Source organism: Flavobacterium sp. FG19, assembly GCF_057809475.1.
The window spans coordinates 128,559-145,093 of record NZ_JBMDKA010000016.1; the positions used below are offsets into that span (position 1 = coordinate 128,559).

Annotated in this window: 21 protein-coding genes; 3 read left to right on the forward strand and 18 right to left on the reverse strand. The window is 32.4% G+C overall.

Going from position 1 to position 16,535, the window contains the following annotated elements; all coding sequences use genetic code 11:
* Positions 1 to 60 precede the first annotated feature (60 nt).
* Positions 61 to 471, reverse strand: coding sequence for a DUF6157 family protein (locus ACODST_RS16740; protein ID WP_488933250.1), 411 nt, complete (start codon positions 469 to 471; stop codon positions 61 to 63).
* A 365-nt stretch (positions 472 to 836) separates the two neighbouring features.
* On the opposite strand from ACODST_RS16740, the gene ACODST_RS16745 reads away from it, so the two are divergent.
* On the forward strand, positions 837 to 1,214 hold the full coding sequence (locus tag ACODST_RS16745) for a GreA/GreB family elongation factor (protein WP_488933251.1): 378 nt from the start codon (positions 837 to 839) through the stop codon (positions 1,212 to 1,214).
* 151 nt (positions 1,215 to 1,365) lie between these two features.
* Here the strand turns inward: ACODST_RS16745 and ACODST_RS16750 are convergent, their stop codons facing one another.
* From ACODST_RS16750 to ACODST_RS16805, 12 genes are all read right to left on the reverse strand, one after another.
* Positions 1,366 to 2,523 carry a hypothetical protein gene (locus ACODST_RS16750; RefSeq protein ID WP_488933252.1) on the reverse strand — a complete coding sequence of 386 codons (1,158 nt, stop codon included), beginning with the start codon at positions 2,521 to 2,523 and terminating at the stop codon, positions 1,366 to 1,368.
* A gap of 51 nt (positions 2,524 to 2,574) precedes the next feature.
* Positions 2,575 to 3,855: a hypothetical protein gene (locus tag ACODST_RS16755; protein WP_488933253.1), complete on the reverse strand. Its 1,281-nt coding sequence runs from the start codon at positions 3,853 to 3,855 to the stop codon at positions 2,575 to 2,577.
* Between the two features lie 83 nt (positions 3,856 to 3,938).
* The gene (locus tag ACODST_RS16760; RefSeq protein ID WP_488933254.1) at positions 3,939 to 4,433 is read right to left on the reverse strand and encodes an SRPBCC family protein; all 495 of its coding nucleotides are present in this window, start codon (positions 4,431 to 4,433) and stop codon (positions 3,939 to 3,941) included.
* Between the two features lie 9 nt (positions 4,434 to 4,442).
* Complete coding sequence (locus ACODST_RS16765; protein ID WP_488933255.1) at positions 4,443 to 4,928, reverse strand: hypothetical protein; 486 nt, start codon at positions 4,926 to 4,928, stop codon at positions 4,443 to 4,445.
* Between the two features lie 73 nt (positions 4,929 to 5,001).
* A complete protein-coding gene (locus ACODST_RS16770; protein WP_488933256.1) occupies positions 5,002 to 5,364 on the reverse strand; it encodes a hypothetical protein in 363 nt (120 codons plus the stop codon).
* A gap of 85 nt (positions 5,365 to 5,449) precedes the next feature.
* A complete protein-coding gene (locus ACODST_RS16775; protein ID WP_488933257.1) occupies positions 5,450 to 5,836 on the reverse strand; it encodes a hypothetical protein in 387 nt (128 codons plus the stop codon).
* A 405-nt stretch (positions 5,837 to 6,241) separates the two neighbouring features.
* The gene (locus ACODST_RS16780) at positions 6,242 to 6,415 is read right to left on the reverse strand and encodes a hypothetical protein (RefSeq protein WP_488933258.1); all 174 of its coding nucleotides are present in this window, start codon (positions 6,413 to 6,415) and stop codon (positions 6,242 to 6,244) included.
* Positions 6,412 to 6,867: a hypothetical protein gene (locus ACODST_RS16785; RefSeq protein ID WP_488933259.1), complete on the reverse strand. Its 456-nt coding sequence runs from the start codon at positions 6,865 to 6,867 to the stop codon at positions 6,412 to 6,414. The genes ACODST_RS16780 and ACODST_RS16785 overlap by 4 nt, the downstream gene beginning before the upstream one ends.
* A 379-nt stretch (positions 6,868 to 7,246) precedes the next feature.
* A complete protein-coding gene (locus ACODST_RS16790; protein WP_488933260.1) occupies positions 7,247 to 7,660 on the reverse strand; it encodes an HNH endonuclease in 414 nt (137 codons plus the stop codon).
* A gap of 2 nt (positions 7,661 to 7,662) precedes the next feature.
* Entirely contained in the window at positions 7,663 to 8,799 is a 1,137-nt protein-coding gene (locus ACODST_RS16795; protein WP_488933261.1) for a PDDEXK-like family protein, read from the reverse strand.
* 117 nt (positions 8,800 to 8,916) lie between these two features.
* Positions 8,917 to 9,618 carry a hypothetical protein gene (locus ACODST_RS16800; RefSeq protein ID WP_488933262.1) on the reverse strand — a complete coding sequence of 234 codons (702 nt, stop codon included), beginning with the start codon at positions 9,616 to 9,618 and terminating at the stop codon, positions 8,917 to 8,919.
* A 253-nt stretch (positions 9,619 to 9,871) separates the two neighbouring features.
* Entirely contained in the window at positions 9,872 to 10,111 is a 240-nt protein-coding gene (locus ACODST_RS16805) for a hypothetical protein (protein WP_488933263.1), read from the reverse strand.
* A gap of 140 nt (positions 10,112 to 10,251) precedes the next feature.
* On the opposite strand from ACODST_RS16805, the gene ACODST_RS16810 reads away from it, so the two are divergent.
* Positions 10,252 to 10,590: a hypothetical protein gene (locus ACODST_RS16810; protein ID WP_488933264.1), complete on the forward strand. Its 339-nt coding sequence runs from the start codon at positions 10,252 to 10,254 to the stop codon at positions 10,588 to 10,590.
* A gap of 334 nt (positions 10,591 to 10,924) precedes the next feature.
* Here ACODST_RS16810 and ACODST_RS16815 read toward each other — a convergent pair whose 3' ends face one another.
* The 5 genes from ACODST_RS16815 to ACODST_RS16835 all read right to left on the reverse strand — a co-directional run bounded on the left by ACODST_RS16815 (position 10,925) and on the right by ACODST_RS16835 (position 14,723).
* Positions 10,925 to 11,734 (reverse strand): radical SAM protein, encoded by an 810-nt coding sequence (locus ACODST_RS16815; RefSeq protein ID WP_488933265.1) that lies wholly within the window; start codon positions 11,732 to 11,734, stop codon positions 10,925 to 10,927.
* On the reverse strand, positions 11,727 to 12,491 hold the full coding sequence (locus ACODST_RS16820) for a hypothetical protein (RefSeq protein ID WP_488933266.1): 765 nt from the start codon (positions 12,489 to 12,491) through the stop codon (positions 11,727 to 11,729). Before ACODST_RS16820 ends, ACODST_RS16815 begins: the two co-directional genes overlap by 8 nt.
* Before the next feature lie 66 nt (positions 12,492 to 12,557).
* Positions 12,558 to 13,019 (reverse strand): hypothetical protein, encoded by a 462-nt coding sequence (locus ACODST_RS16825; RefSeq protein ID WP_488933267.1) that lies wholly within the window; start codon positions 13,017 to 13,019, stop codon positions 12,558 to 12,560.
* A 36-nt stretch (positions 13,020 to 13,055) separates the two neighbouring features.
* Entirely contained in the window at positions 13,056 to 14,057 is a 1,002-nt protein-coding gene (locus tag ACODST_RS16830; protein WP_488933268.1) for a hypothetical protein, read from the reverse strand.
* A 114-nt stretch (positions 14,058 to 14,171) separates the two neighbouring features.
* Entirely contained in the window at positions 14,172 to 14,723 is a 552-nt protein-coding gene (locus ACODST_RS16835) for a hypothetical protein (RefSeq protein ID WP_488933269.1), read from the reverse strand.
* Positions 14,724 to 15,038: 315 nt separating this feature from the next.
* On the opposite strand from ACODST_RS16835, the gene prfA reads away from it, so the two are divergent.
* The gene (gene prfA, locus ACODST_RS16840) at positions 15,039 to 16,115 is read left to right on the forward strand and encodes a peptide chain release factor 1 (protein ID WP_179007220.1); all 1,077 of its coding nucleotides are present in this window, start codon (positions 15,039 to 15,041) and stop codon (positions 16,113 to 16,115) included.
* Positions 16,116 to 16,535 lie beyond the last annotated feature (420 nt).

The following is a 16,535-nucleotide window of genomic DNA, read 5'->3' on the forward strand; positions in this document are numbered from 1 at the left end:
TTTAGAATTTTGGCCTGATTGTTTTATAAACAGCCGGTTGTTAGTGGTTTTTCCAGTTGCTTATCTGCTTGATTTCATAGCTTTTACTTTTTTGATTTGGGTGTCTTCCAGAAACTTTTGATATTCATTTGTTTCCATTCCAAATATGGCAATTTTTCCGTTATGATCGTTATGAATTCCAAAGCCGTATGTTTTGGCGAGGGGCGAAGCGCGAAAACAGGCTTGTCCTTTTGAGAAAAATTGTTCTCTGGCTTTTTCATATTCACTTTGGGTCAGATCATTACGATCTGCAAATACCTTAAAAAGAACGTCATCAGAGGAATATCGATACGGATTTTTAGCGATTAGTTCATACTGCATTTGTGCAATCGTTTTTTTGTCTTTCGCCGGAGGCTGTGTTCCCTGAGTTACTTTGGTATCTTCTGCCGTTTCTATAAAGGTATCAAAATAATTGGTGGTATGTGTTTTCATTCTGACTGGTTTTTTAGTAAATATAATTGTTTTTCTTTTTGTAAGAAAAAAATGTATCTTGCAAAAGATTAAAAAATATTGCAATAATGGTTACTTCCGGTTTTTATTTAGTAAACAATAGTTTGATACGGCTGATGTGTACCTTATTGTATCTGCATGATGATACTTTCTTAAAAAGCTCCAAAGAGTTTATTACTTGTGCCCTGTCGCAGCTCTAGGCAGGGAACCTTTGCTTTACACAGTTCGATTATTTAATCTTTCATTTTCATTCAGGAGGAAGTATCACTGAATTGGACAGAACTACCGTATATTCAGTGAAGAGTGGTATGTTGTAATGGATGTAAAATGAAGCAAACAAGAAAGTTATGTCACAAAATATTATTTTAACTACAGGAACCTACGATTTAATTAAAGACCATATTCGAAGAAAAAAAGTAACACCGGAGGAAGAAGAACTTTTACTGGGACAGTTAAAAAATGCCTCTCAGGTATTACGCAGAAATCTGCCGGAGGATATCGTTTCCATAAACCGAAAAATCACGTATAAAGACCATTCTAGAAATGAAGAAAAAACCATTTTACTGGTAGGTCCGGAAAAGTCAAAACCAAGTAAAAATAAGGTTTCGGTTCTTTCTGATGAGGGTATTGCAATGGTAGGTTACAAAGTTGGCGATTTAATAGAATGGCCTGCCAGAAAAGGCAGTTTAAAACTGGAAATTTTAAAAGTAGAAGAGGCAGTTTAAGCCTTTCCTTTTTCATTTTATACTAAGTAAAAACATCCCCAAAAGAATGTTCTTTTGCGGGATGTTTGTTATTTATAAGGATACTTAAAATAATAAAGGTGTTTCTTGTGATTTGTATTTTGATAAGAAAGTTTTCGAAACGCAGCCGTTTTTATTCTTCCTCAAAATTTTTCTGGTATTTTTTGAGATCCTCTTCTGTATAAACAACTTTGTGATCCGGATTTTTAGGATAATGGTTTAGGCGGCTTTCGTATACATCATCACCATATTCGGCCCATTGAAGCTGCCCGTAATACAGGTAATTGTGTCTTCTTTCTTCTGCATCTTCCTTTTTTACATACCAGTTTTTCTGATAAGCAGGCCAGTCATCGTTTTCGCAGCATTCACAATTCCCAAAATAAACAGCCTCATAACCGCAAATTTCGCAATAGTTTACATTTTTAAACTTTTTGATATACCGGTAATCCATATTATTAATTCCCGGTGGAATACTGTTTAAAAAACGGCCAAAGCCCATGACATATCTCGAAAGATACATTCTCTGATCTTCCCAGCCGGAATGTCTGACTTTGGTTTTATGAAACTCAATATTTAAAAAATCATATTTTGTATTTCTTAAATCATCAAAAGAAGCTTCTTTAATATCATTCCAGGGATAGAAATTTCCATTGTAGTTAAACCCTCCGTCTTCAGGGGTTATTCTGCCCCGTTCCTCTAAATAATGCTTCCGGCAGGCCACATACTCCCAATTTGAATTATGTCTGGTCTGTCCTAATTCTCCACAGGTTTCACATATTTTTGAGGATTTATGTTCGTATTTTTCGGTAATCTGGGAGATCGTATCGCCGTAAAGACAATCGGCATAAAAGCGGAGTCCGGCATATTTTTCCTTAATACAGGTTACTTTTTTATTCCAGCCGTTAGCATGCAGTTCTTTTAAAAGTTCGATAACCAGAGCATGCCAGCCTGAACGGATCTGCAGCGTAATCCCGTTTAAATCGGCCAGTTTACGTAAATCATATTCATTGATCTCCTCATTTATAATAAAATCTTCGAGGCTGGTACAATTTTTATTGACAAATTCAGCGTTTTTGTAAATGTCTGTTATTTCATTGTTTTGAGAGAAATTTTCGAGAGAAAACTGTTCTGTCGAAGCGCCGTTGGCTTTGGCAATTTTAGACTTAATCTGATCCATCAGGTCCTGATGTTCATACTTTTTCCGGGGCTTGAATTTATCAATATTGAGCGTTACGTAAATTATAATAAACGTAATACATAAGCCTAATATAATAGCGGCTGTTACAGACATAATTTGTTTTTGGTTAGTTTATTGGAATTTACGATTAGATTTTAAACAGCATTAATACCATTCATACTTTTCAAAATCCCCATTTTTCCAGATCATATTCAGGGTATTTGGTGAATAGGTAAAAAGGCATTCATTTTTAACGGCAAAATTATTTTCGGGCCCATTACCAGCAACGAATTTAGACAGCTGCGTTATCTTTTTAATCTGGTTCGCTGCATCGTATTCGTAAACATATTTATCAATAGATTTAGAAAGGCTTTTATCTCTCATACTTTCTATTGCATCTTCTCTTTGATATTCTTTCAGTTTATCATTGTGGTATTGATAGGTAACTGTTATTATATTTTTGCGGTTGTAATCTGAAGAGATGATTTTGATGAGCCGTTTTTGATCATAAAAATATTCCTCTTTTCTAAGAGGGGTCTTTTTATGAAAGGAAACACTTTCTGTAAGCTGCTTATCAGAATTGTATTTAAAAGTCCTGATTTTGTCTTCCTGTTGGAGCCAGATGAGCTGATTAGCTTCATTGTAAACGGCAGAATCTTTTACTTTATGAATGTTTTCAAGGACTTTTTCGCCGGAACGCATAAAACGACTGATCCGGATAACAGCAAGATTATTATTGGGGTCGTAAGAGTACTCTTCGCCGTTAGTTCTCTGAAATTTTGGCGAAATACTTTCAAAGGATTTTTTTATCAGAAGTCCTTTTTCGTAAAAATAGTGCTCAGTATAATCGTCTCCTGATTTAATTTCAGTGATATTGTCTTTATCATAAATAATACTGCAGTCGTTTTCGTTTTTTCTCAGTTCGTTTGTGGCAGCAATTTTTGAAGTGCTTTCGGTATGAAAGGAAATAATACGGTCATTTTTGTCCAAAACGGCCTGATACAAATTTGTCTCGTTTTTTTCTTCATATCCTGCCGTTACGGTTACATCAGAACTTTGATAACTAGAGGGGCTGCTTTCTGATTCCTTATTAAAACGTTTGATATATTCTAAATCAGAGGTAACAGCTGTGTTTTTTTGTACCAGATTGTTTTTCTTATAGGTATATACCGAAGTATAAATAAAGGGAAGTTCCTTTTTGATCTCACTGATAATGTTTCCGTTTTTATCAAATTCTGTTGTTATCTCTTTGCTGAATTCATTCCCGTGTTTTTCAAAAGTGGTTTTCTTCTTCAATTTTTTTTCCGGCAGTTTACTATAATCTACAGCATCCTGAGGTAAAATAACTTTTGGAAGAACCATAACCGCTTCCGGTTTTTTGAATTGGGAAAAAACAGAGATACTCATCAAAAATACTCCGGTGCACAACAAAAAATTAGGTTTCATTTTTAGGTATTTAATCAGGAAGTAAATGTATAAAATCCATAAAAAGAAAGAACAAATTCTAAACTTAATTTCTTTTTGTTTTTTTAATTGTTAATCATAGGTTTCAGGCCGCTGTCTGTATTACGCAAATCGAGTCCGCCTTCGTACACTGATTTCAGATTGGTCAGATAAAAATGCCAGCCGTTTGAACAGCCCAGTCTAATGTATTGTTTCGAGAAATCGTCTGTGGGAATATGATGCTGCCGGAGTTCAACTATTGTATAACCATTGTTTTCGGTGAGTTGTATGTCTACCAGACAGCTTCCTTCAAAAGTAAACTGTAACTGGTCTTTTCCGTTGGCTGCCGTAATTTTTCCCGGCATTGCATCTTTGTACAAATACCAACGCCAGTCATAAGTACAGCCTTCTGTAACGTTTTGGTCTTTCGGAATTAGTTCTTCAGCGGTGTTAAAAAAAGCAACTTTTTCGAGAAACCATTTTTCGAGTTCATCCGCTTTTGTCCAGGCATTATAAATATCGCTGATTTGCGCTTTTACGGCGATTTTTTTGGTAAAGGAGGTCCAGTCAAAGTTTTCCATAGTTTACTTTTATTTGATTGTGTGATAAAAAGAGGTTTTGGGTTTACAGCCGGCTCTCCACCAAAAAATATTCCAGTGATATCTTAAACCGCCCAATTCCCAGTTAACATCAAACATATCGGTATCATTTTTACGATAGGGCGGCAGTTCTATCTTGCAATGCAGCATTGACGGGGTATTCATAACCGTTTTTAAAAATTCAGGATCGAGTCTGCTTTTAAGGAAATACCGGATATCGATAATAGTACGGTGTTTTTCGGCTTTATAAACATACAAATTGATATCATAAATCGAATCGTAAAAGACTTTAAGCTCTTCCACTGCTTCTTTAAAACTTCTTGGCGTTTTGTTCCTGTTAAGCTTATTTTTATTTTGACGCTGAATAAAAGCATTTTCCCCTTTTACTTCTGAAATGTCAGAAAGAATAAAAACTACATTTTTTGAAATAGTATTCCAGCAAGACTGGTTAACCATTTCAAGTAAGCTTTTTGTCATACTTTCTATTTGTTCCTCAATATTGTATTCTGTATTCAAATGCCTGATGGTGTTAAATTATAGAGAATTGTTTTTAAATTTTAGTCAGGTTTTCTGAACCGTAACCGCAATTGGGGCAATATATTGCTGTTGGCGTTCTAAAGGGCCTGCTGCAATTAGGACAATCTTCTCCAAACTGACTGATTTGATGATGAAAAATAGCCATCGGATTTGATTCGTATTCTCCCGTTATGACCCGATACATTTCAAGCAGGTACCGAAATTTTTCATACGATTTAATTTCGCCCAGCCAGACATAATCAGTAATACTTCGTCTTTCTATTTCTTTTTCCACCAGTTTTTTTCCTTCCTGTATGGCTTTATGACATAAACTAAACTCATTATCGTCAAGCATTTTGACTTTTGTATCACAGCGCCAGCAAAACTTTTCTTCCATTTAATTTGGGGTTAAAAGACTAATTCAGATGTAATTAAATATAAAAATTTATTAAATCAAAGATACCGTATCTCGTACAGATTTTTTAGACTTGTTTTATCATTGCAAAGAACTGCAGTTTAAAACTTTCGAGTTTAATTAAATAGAAGATAGAAAACAGTAATACCCAACCGATAAAAGTTAAAAGCAAACTGGTAAAATTATAATCTGTAAATTGCGCATACTGACAAAAGAAACCAAAAAACAGCAGCAGGATAAAATTATATAAAATGGCGTTTTTTAAACTCATTTTGAAGCAGCCTGTTAAAAAATTCCAATTATCAAGACGGTCAGAAAGCACAATTTTTGAATCTTCTGATAAATCAATGACAATATTCTGAGAAAATTCGAGAGAAACCACTATGGTCTGGTTTTTTACTTTGTATGTAAAATTGTGCTTCTCTAGTATTTGAGTGATTTTATGCAGTTCCATTTTTCTTTTTGATTTAGAATATAAAAATAGCTTTTTAATGTGTAGATTATTAGATAACAGGTTGTTTTAGACGAAAACAGGGCTGATTATGATTTCCAGCTTAAAATAAAATCCAACAGATTTTCGACAATTATTTTGAGCCAGTTGGTTTATTTTGGTTCCGTTTTTTTCATTTTGTTTCTTTGAATGTTTTTACTTTACTCATTTCACAATCGCTTATAAATGTCGAAAAATTAGAACTTAAACGGTAATATATTTTTTCTCCTTCAATATTTAAAATCTGGATTTTCATAATATCTCCGGGATTATTACCATATTCTGAAATGCCTTTTATTACTTTTTTATTTCTGAGTTCAAAATTACAGTTGTCCGTCCAGACAATATTATAAATTACCTGAGAGCCTTTTAACCGGTTGTTTCGGTCTGTTTTTGGGGATCTCTTACGATTTCGGTACTATCATTATTGTCTTCACCGCCGTATAGTTCGAATATTCCGGTATGGGCCATAGTGCATTTTGAATCCTGTGCCTGAGTATTTAAACTGAAAACAATGCCCAATATAAAGATCATTTTTCTCATTTTGTATTTTGTTTTTCCAGTTCGGTTTTGAGCCTTTCTATTATTTTCTTTTCAAATTCCCTTTTCAGCATTATATTTCCCCATAGTCCTAAATCCTGATTGACTAACTGCCATCGTGTTTCTCCGATTTGGTAAACTGCTACGAGCGACAGATTGGTTAAGTTTTCAGAAAAAGGTCTTGTCCAGGCCTGTATTCTTTTATTACCCATATTAAAATAAAGGTCATGCCAGAAGTCTGAAGGGTTTCTGTCTCTGAAATCGGCATTTTGAAGATGCATTTTTTCCAGTGCATCAAGAACCTGCTTTTCGGGATAGTCCAGAAAATAGCTTTCGGCATACGGATAAGATCCCGCAGCGTAAATATGAAAAGTAGAAAAAAAGGAAATCACTTTATAAAGCACAAAAAGCCCTATTGTAATCGTAATAAAAAGTTTTACTCTGGATTTGGTCATTTTGGGTTCAGTCTGTCTGGATTAAGTTTAATGATTGCATTTCAGGAAATACACTACGCTTTTTTTCGCCTGTCTATTGAAATTTTGGCAGACAATGCCAGAAAAGTAAAAAATGCCGGAGGCGAAAACAACAAAAAAAGATAATCAAGATACCCAAATGTAATATCGAAAGTTTTGGATAAAAGGTATTTTACAAGAACAAAAAATATAAAAATCAAAGAGCAGTAAAATACACGTTTGATCCGGTCATTTTTTTTATACAATACAAACGACAAGGCATATACTAAGCCAAAAGTTATGCAGCACACTCCTATAAAACCAGTTAAAGTATATTCTTCCATGTATATTTGTTTGAATTTTAGATTTTGACTTTTGTATATTAATGATCAGCAAAATAAGTTTTAAATAGTTTGTTTATTTCCTCTAGTGCTTTGCTTTTTTCCACACGCTTGTTTTCAATAAACTCCTTAATCAGTTGAATATACTGATCTCTGTTTAGCCGTTCTTCGCCAGCCTTTTTCGGATTCCATTTTGCTTTAAAATCTTTATTGCATTGGGTGCAGGAGAGGGCTTTATTATCAAAATCTTCACAAAATGTTTCTCCGGAACATTGAGGTATAATATGGTCAATCTGCCAGAGTTTGTAGTTATCTATGGATTCAAGCATATTTTTTCCGCAGTATTCACATTTACATTCTGCCCTGATTGCTATTTTTACATTCGTCGCATCCCATTTGTATTTTGATAATTCTGCAATTAAAGCTTCTTCGGTCATCACGTTTGTTACTTCCAATTTTACATTCCGTCTTTGAATTCCTCTGTATTAGACAGTATTTTTTGAATTTCTGCTTTAAGAAGTTCTTTCATTTCACCATTTTGTATGGCCATCATGGCCTCTTTGCCCCAGGAATTATATCTTGGAAAATCATTCCATACCCAAAAGGTATTATTTCTTTTAAATTTAGTTTTTAATGCAGTAAAGACTTCGTCATTTCGAACCTCTCTGTTAGTATACGTAATACCAATAATGAGGTTTCGAAGTCCTTTGGCTTCAAATTCTAAAGCGATCTTAAAGAATTTCCAGTCCGGATTTTTAATTTGAAATCCTGCCCAGCTCTGATTTACCCTGTCGCATTCTTCGGATTCATTAGTTAAACCAAGTTCGCTGCAGATTTCATTGAGCTGGACTAAAAAAGTTTTATTTATTAGATGATTTTTGACATCATTTAATCTTTCTCCAATAGTAAATACAGCTTCAATATTATCCTTTTGACTTAAGAGTTCAATAATTTCATTGTTCATTCTTGAAAGAGAGGTATTATTGGTTAAAAATTTTATGTGGTTAATGTATTGTATTAAAGTTTCTCTGATAACCGGGTTTTTTGCTGCAATTTCGACACAGCGTTCTAACCAGTTTATTATGGTATGACTGTATGAAACCAATATGTAATTAGAATCTTTGGCACTATTTTCAGACGGTTCATCGCCAAATAAGGTTAGATAAAGAAGTTGGTAATCTTTAAAATTTTGCAGGGCAAAGGTTTGATATCTCTTTAACTGTTCATACTGATCGTTGGCATAAATTTTATTTTCTATGATCAGGCATTGACTGTTGTTTTTAATAAGGATATCGATTCTGCCCAATGAACCAATTGAAAATTCAGGGATTATTTTAATATTCTCCAAAGAAAAATAATACTCTTCCGGGAGTAAATTTTCTTTTTTTAATGTTTTCAGGAAGGCCGTTAAAAAAGCAGTGCCAAAATTATGAGAGGAATCATTACTTAAAAGCTCCGTTAAAATTGCCGAATGTGTCACCTCGTAATGGTTTACCCCGCAGATTCTGAAAATATTGAATCTTTCTTCGGATAAGTCTGCTATTTCTTTTTGGTATTTGTTTAATATTTTAATTCTTTCTAATAATTCCAGCATTTTGTTTTTGGCTTAGATAGTCTTCTTTATTTGCAAGTACAAGTAAAGGCTATTATTCCGGCAGGATGCAATCGCTATGGTAACGATAGTTCCTGCTGTAATTTTAGAGATTTTCATTTACTTTCTACAGAACTTATATTCACGTTTATTGCTTTTTGGATTGAGATCTACAAATTCATACTCTTCAAAATCTGCGAAACGGGTTTTAAAAAAATCACTGGCTTTTTCTACCGACCAGGTTTTAGGATAATAAAAACCCTCAAATCGAGCGTTTTGAAGATGCAGTTTAAAATCATACCTAAATTCGTCGTCTCCAACATAAGTTAAAGCGATTTTTCCGGACCAGTCAATATCAAATTGGTTTGAAGAAGTGGGAGTAATTGTAATGCGATGATTGGCACAGCTGTCGTGTCCTAATAAATAAATCCCGAAAGCAACATCGTCATAATCATAATCGTCATCAAGCGGAAAAGGATCTGCCAGTAAATCGTTTTTTATGAAATCGTTAAAAACGACTTTTCCTGATGGGGTATTGATTTTAATTCCGTTATCGCCCCAAAAAGTCGAAGACATCGTACAACGATGGAAATTTCCCCAGACTACTTTAGAATCCCAGTCGCTTTCATAGTCTTGGTCTTCTTCATCTTCTTCGTAATCTAGTTTTGACTCTTCTTCGGCGTAATAATTGTCTGTTTTTAAATGAAAATCAAACCAGATAGATTCGTCTTCTTCAATTCTGCCGCTCCATTTAAATTGCTCTAAAGTGTGACCGTTTGGATACGGATTTCCTAAAAAATAAATTCTGTTGGGTTTATTCATGTCTTTTGGATTTTCTACAGACTAAAGATAACAACAAAACGTATTCTTACAAATTTTTCTGAGATTCTGATTGGTTTTTTTGTGGTTTGGGAGAAACACTAAACTGTACGTTAGCAAGGTTGCAAATCTGCGCTATAGGTTACTCACAAAGCAATGTGTCAAACTCAACATGAAGTTGACTTGTCTCCTGGTCAATATTAACCCAATTAAAACTTTTTAGAACATAAGCGTTTCCTCCATCAATTTGAACCCATTAATCTATTCCTTTAGCAGCATTTATCAAATCGCTTTTTGGTGTCATTGCGATGGGAGCGACATAATTTCTGCTTTTCGTTAAGGTTTTACAATGGTTCGTTTCTATTTCTGATTGGGTGATATATTTTGATTTTGTTAATGTTGGAAGTGAATTGTGTACTTGTAGAGGAGACATAGAAGTACAAGAAGTAAGAAATAAAATTATTCCAATAAGGTTTAGTTTAAGTAGCTTATTCATTTTTAAATAGATTTAGTTTATCAAATATAAGATATTTCGTGTTGATTTTTAATCTCAGTTGCATACAACTGATTGTATACAATCACTTAAAAATAATCTGTTATTTCTAATTTCGACTCGATAGAAAAAACTAAAAAATTATGGAGAAACAGAATAAAGAACAAACGGAAGCATTACTGGAATTAGTAAAGAAATCAAAGAATTTCAAAAAACTTAAAGCGGACAATGGAGTAAAAAAATCGTTTAATGTGACATTAAAAGTTTCCTGTTATAATGAATTAAATTTAATGGTCTCTGATTTACTTAAAGCCAGTATTGTGCTAATGAACAAAGAGGCAAGAAGTATGGCCGTTTTTGATAAAGAAGGCGATATAAATGTAGTAACCCTGCTTGAAATCGCCCTGCAATTATTACCAGAAGAAGAAATGGAATTGCTGGATGATTTGCATAAGGTTTATTTGGTGGGGGATTTGGATTAGTTTTTTCAGTGTTGGCAAATGTCTTTGACTTTGCGCCATTTCTTTGTCATTAAATTGAAAACAGAAACATCTCAAAGTCTCTGACTTTATATAAAAAGAGTTGATTTTAGAACAATTCGTAGAAAGTCGGGAGACTTTTATTGCGTTTATGGTTTTAATAATTTATAAAAAAAATGCAAAGTCAGAGACGTTTGCGTAGCGCTTATGAAGGAACACTTCGCAGAGCAGGGTAATTTCATTTATTAATATTTATTTGATGTTATTTCATAGCTATAAAAGCGAGATCTATTGCTTGTAAAGAAATATAGATAAAGTTTTAAAAAAAAACAGACAATTACTTGTATCTTATGGCTGTTTTGGGGTTAATTTGATCGTTTATGGAAGCTAATTTTAAGCTTAAATTTTCTTCAAAGATTGAAAACATTTTTTTGTATTCTCCATCAATATTATTGGTATAAATGTTCCCTTCTTCATCACAGAACAAATAACCTTTTACTCTATCTTTAGATTTAAAACATTCTACATTGATGTTTAATTCTGAAAGATTTAAACTCTCTATAATTTTGTCATATTCCATGTCACTTAATTCATATTTTTCCCTTTCTTTTTTTGCTGCTGATAATGGGAAAAATTGATATAAACTCCATCGTTTTATATTTTTATATTTTATAATATAATCTCGTATTTGAGTAATATCTTCTGCATTTAATTTTGTGACAATTGTATTTATTTTTATTGAGGTATTTGGAAGTTTATCCAATTCTTGTATTACAGAATTTACTTTTGTAAATAAATTTTTAGATTCTCTAAAAACATCATATTTTTCTCCAATGGAGTCCAAAGAGATACCTATGAGATCAATATAATTGTTTATAAAATCAATATCATTTTCTTTAATAGCTTTTGTATTTGTATCAACATGAACAAAAATTTTATTTCTTTTTGCTAATTTACAAGCATCTCTAAAATTTTTTTTACTGAATGAATCCCCACCGCCAAATGTTATGATGTTAAAATTATTCTCTATTGCTACATTTACTATTTCTATGGTTTTATCCTTAACAGGTTGATAATGAAAATCAATGTAGCAAAACTTGCATTTTAAATTACAGCTTTGATTATAAGTAATTATTAATCTATTCATCTTGTAATATTTCTTCAATAGATTTTGATAAACTCCATGAATTGTTAAAATGACTTTTTAGAACATTATAATTTTCATTATCATTCCTAAATTCCAATGCAATAAAATTGTTTTCGATCCTATCACCTGTTTTACCTAAATGATATGGATCATATATCATATATTTATCTGTGAAAAATAAAGAGCAATAAATTTGGTCTGTAAAGCGAATCTCTAAATTTTCATATTTAGCATTTATTTTTTTTAAATTTTCTATGTCAAGTTTTCGATCGATTTCTCCTCTAATATTATTTAAAAGGTTTCTAGTTTTTTTATTTTCGGAATAAGGATTTATAAGCAAAACTCTAAAATAAATTCCTCTATCTAATTTGCTTTTTACATTCTTCCAGTGCCTGTCAGTTGCAATATCTAAATATGATTTACCTGTTTCCGCAAGTAAACTCATTTCATTACAATTATCTATTGCATGTGCTATTTCAATATTTCTATTATTTTTTGAAGCAGATTTTCTCATAAAATAATGGTTTGTAATTCCATTATCTTCCTGTTCTTTTATTTTTTGCTCTCTTTTATGAGCAGTTTTTAGAATAAAATTATATTCACTGTTTTTTAGAACTATTTCTAAAACAATAATTATTAAGGAGGTAAGTGCAAGCCACCAATATAATTTTTCATTTGATAAATAGGTAACTAAAAATACAGATATCCCAAATAAAAATATTTCTAAAAGTTTATTAAGTTTATAAAGATTTTTCATTAATTATAAATTTGGTTAGTTTAATATGTATATTCTATTTTAGAATTTAGATTATTTTGCATATAATTATTTGCAAAACCATTTATTCTCCATTGCTAAAATACCTATCATTAATAAAATAATTGTACCATGAAGAAAAGAATAGATATTATTTCTGCTTAAGAAATCTCGATCACTATTAATTTTCCCAATTTCTTTATTTATTAGATTAAACTGAATTGCATTTTTCTTACTTGCTAATTCTGCACGTTTTTGATGCATTTTTATGAATGGTCTCGTTTTTCTAATAAAAATTATTGAAGCAAGGTTGATCATAATTATTAGAATGATTAAGAAGTTTACATATTCTGCTAAACGATTACCATCACTAAGTGAAAAAACTAAAATTGCTGAACTTAGAGTTAAAATGAAATTGCAAAAGTTCTCTCGTTTAGTTTCAAGTTTGTCTATTCGGTCATATTGTAATTGATAGTACATTCTAAAATTTTCTGATTCCATCAGGAATGGTTTTTCACTTTCGTTGTTCATGTCGTTTATTTACTTTAATTACTCTTCTGTCCTCTATTATACCTTTTTAGAAACACTATCAATTATATTTGTTATTAAATTTGGAGAATTTGGTTCAGATTCTTTATTGTTAAAGCCCGAATTTTGATGTGAAAAAATAGCCTGTGTTGCTTGTACAAGTAGTTTGTCGTTTCCTTCATCAGATTTTGCGGTGTTTAATAAACTTAAGGTGCTTTTTAAAGAATTGGCTTTGTGGGAATTAATTATAAAATTGTGCATTTGAGCATTGTAATTCCTAACAGAGAAACGAATCCCGTATACTAAAAGTGAGTACAAAAATAGTCTTGAAAATATTAGTTTTGAGTAAGAAATATAAATGGTATTTGAAATCATTTGTTTATCAAAAGGATTTCCTTTTAAGGTCAAATTTTTATGCACATCTTTTGCTATAGAAGAAAAAGTAGAATTACAGTTTATATTGTTGTAAATCATTAGTACTAATATTAATGATAAAATAAAAAAAGTTATGGCCCATATAGCCGCATTATTTTTATTTGTCTTAGCATCAGTTTGAAAATCAATTCCTTTATCTGCAAATTCAAGTTTGGTTTTGAACGAGTTAAACTTTTCTTCTTCTAACAAGATATTTTCTGTTCGCTTTTTTAAATCCTCGTTTAATTTTTGAATTTCTCTTGCTTCAATTTCAATCCTTTCTCTTTCAAGTTGAATTTCTTTTCTTGCTTGTGCTAAAATTTCTTGACGATCATTTTCAGTTACGATGCTTAAATCATTATCCGATATTTGTATATCTTCTATCATTGCAGTTATTGCACTTCTTAATTGATTTATAGAGATAGAGTATGCGTCATCATCCATTGGATTAATATCTATTTCATCAATTAATTCTTTGTAATCTGGATTATCTTTGAACAACCTTTTTACATAAAGTTTTAATTTACTGCGGACTTCGGTTAAAATTCCTATATCGTATTTTTCATTGTGTATAGTTTCGTCAAGCTTGTTAAGTAAATCAAATAACTTCTTTTGTAAATCATTCATAAATTATTTTCAAATTAGGTTAGAGGGCTATCATTTAAAGTTTAAAACAAACATCGTTTTTAATTTAAATTCTTCAACAAGTAAAAATACCTGATTATTTATGAAGTAGAAGATTTATTTAATTGCCTTCAGCATTGTAAGCAACTCAGGAATTTTTCCTACTTGCGTTTCTGTCCAGAAATAATGTTCATAATCTGTAACACCATTATCTTTTAGATAAATTGATATCCTTCTAGAAGTTTTTTCGATTTTAAAACGAAACATTATTTCTTTTGAATTAAAAATGTATGTTGTTGATTGATTTTTTTCGGTCTTATCTTTAAGGTTCGGAATAACATATTGTTCAAGAAACAGTATAAATTCGTCAACTTCATTTAAATCAATCCATGAAGATTTGAAATCATTATGATTTGATTGATATTTTAGAAGCATATCCATTTGTAATGATTTTATTTTTCTGTTAGATTTTAAATCAATTATTTCAATTGGAAAGAAAGAAACTGCGTCATCAATTCCGGATTTAAATTCTGCTTTTACATTCCAATCTTTATTTATTTGAGTGATTTCTGCATTTTCAATAAATTGGCGCGCTTCAGAATTTTTATCTTGAGAATAATTTTGCGCTATTGCAAAGAGTAACAAGAATATGGTAAATATTTTTTTCATTTTTTAAGTTGTGGTTGTTAGTTGCTTTTCAAAACTAAGAACATAAATGCTAAATACATTACGGAAAACCGTAAACCATATTATGAAAACCAAAGCCCCTAGCCCTGATAGCAGCGGCATCCTTTTTAGGCAAACGAAAAAGATCTTATTAAACCGTAAACCTTCTGCCTAAAAAGATACAGCGGATAGCAGGAAACAGCTCCAAAAAATCATTACAATTCCACTAAATAGCCAACTTAAATCCCTCAAAAAATAACCACTAGAATTTTCCACAAAATTTTTGTAATTTTGCCGACCACTAAAAGGAATTAGAAAATGTTAGACAGACTTCAATATGTAAAGCAGCGTTTTGACGAGATTTCGGATTTGATTATTCAGCCGGATGTTATTTCTGATCAAAAACGTTATAAACAGCTTAACCAGGAATATAAAGGGATAAAAGCGCTGGTTGAAAAGAGAGAAGAATACATCATAGTTTTAGCCAACATCGACGAAGCAAACGAAATTATTGCTGACGGAAGTGATGCTGAAATGGTGGAAATGGCCAAAATGCAGTTGGATGAAGCAAAAGAACGCCTGCCGGAACTGGAGGAGGAAATCAAATTTATGCTGATTCCTAAAGATCCGGAAGATGCGAAAAACGTAATGGTGGAGATCCGCGCCGGAACGGGTGGAGACGAAGCGAGTATTTTTGCAGGTGACTTGTTCAGAATGTATACTAAATATTGTGAAACACAGGGTTGGAGAACTTCTGTAGTAGATATGAACGAAGGAACATCAGGAGGTTTCAAAGAGGTTATTTTTGAAGTTACCGGAGAAGATGTGTACGGAACCCTGAAATTTGAAGCAGGTGTTCACCGTGTACAGCGTGTTCCGCAGACCGAAACACAGGGACGTGTACATACCTCGGCCGCTACGGTTATGGTATTGCCGGAAGCAGAAGAGTTTGATGTTCAGGTAGACATGAACGATGTACGTGTAGATTTCTTCTGCTCGTCAGGACCTGGAGGACAGTCGGTAAATACGACGAAATCGGCAGTACGTTTAACGCACATTCCTACAGGATTGGTAGCGCAGTGTCAGGACGAGAAATCGCAGCACAAAAATAAAGACAAAGCTTTAATGGTATTACGTTCCCGTTTATACGAGATGGAACTGGCCAAAAAGCAGGAAGAAGATGCTAAAAAACGCAGCTCTCAGGTGAGTTCGGGAGACCGTTCGGCTAAGATTCGTACTTACAACTATGCACAAGGCCGTGTGACGGATCACCGTGTTGGTTTAACGCTTTACGATTTAGGAAACATCATGAACGGTGATATCCAGAAAATCGTTTCGGAGCTTCAGCTGGTAAACAACATGGAGAAACTGAAAGAAGCTTCGGAAGTTTACTAACGTAAACTTTTTTAGGTGCTAAGATACTAAGATGCTGAGGTTCTAAGTTTTTTTAGACTTTAGATTAATATATATGAAAAACCGGACTTGCGTCCGGTTTTTTTTGTTTCTCACTCTGTCTAAAAGTCTGAGATTTTTTAGTTTAACAATACAGCTATGTTTGTTAATGAAAGTGAAACGCCTTTCTTACAGCACTTTTAGCTATGTTTCTATGTGTTTAAACCCTTATGCGCAGCAGTTTAATTTTTAACTTCCATATTTTAATTCATGGAAAAACGTGTTTTTTGTAAGGTACTGATGTTTAAGGGTTTGTTTTTAGATTGTCTACGGATCTATGTTTGTTACTAAAAGTGAAACGCCTTTTCTACAGCACTTTTAGCTATGTTTCTATGTGTTTAAACCCTTATGCGCAGCAGTTTA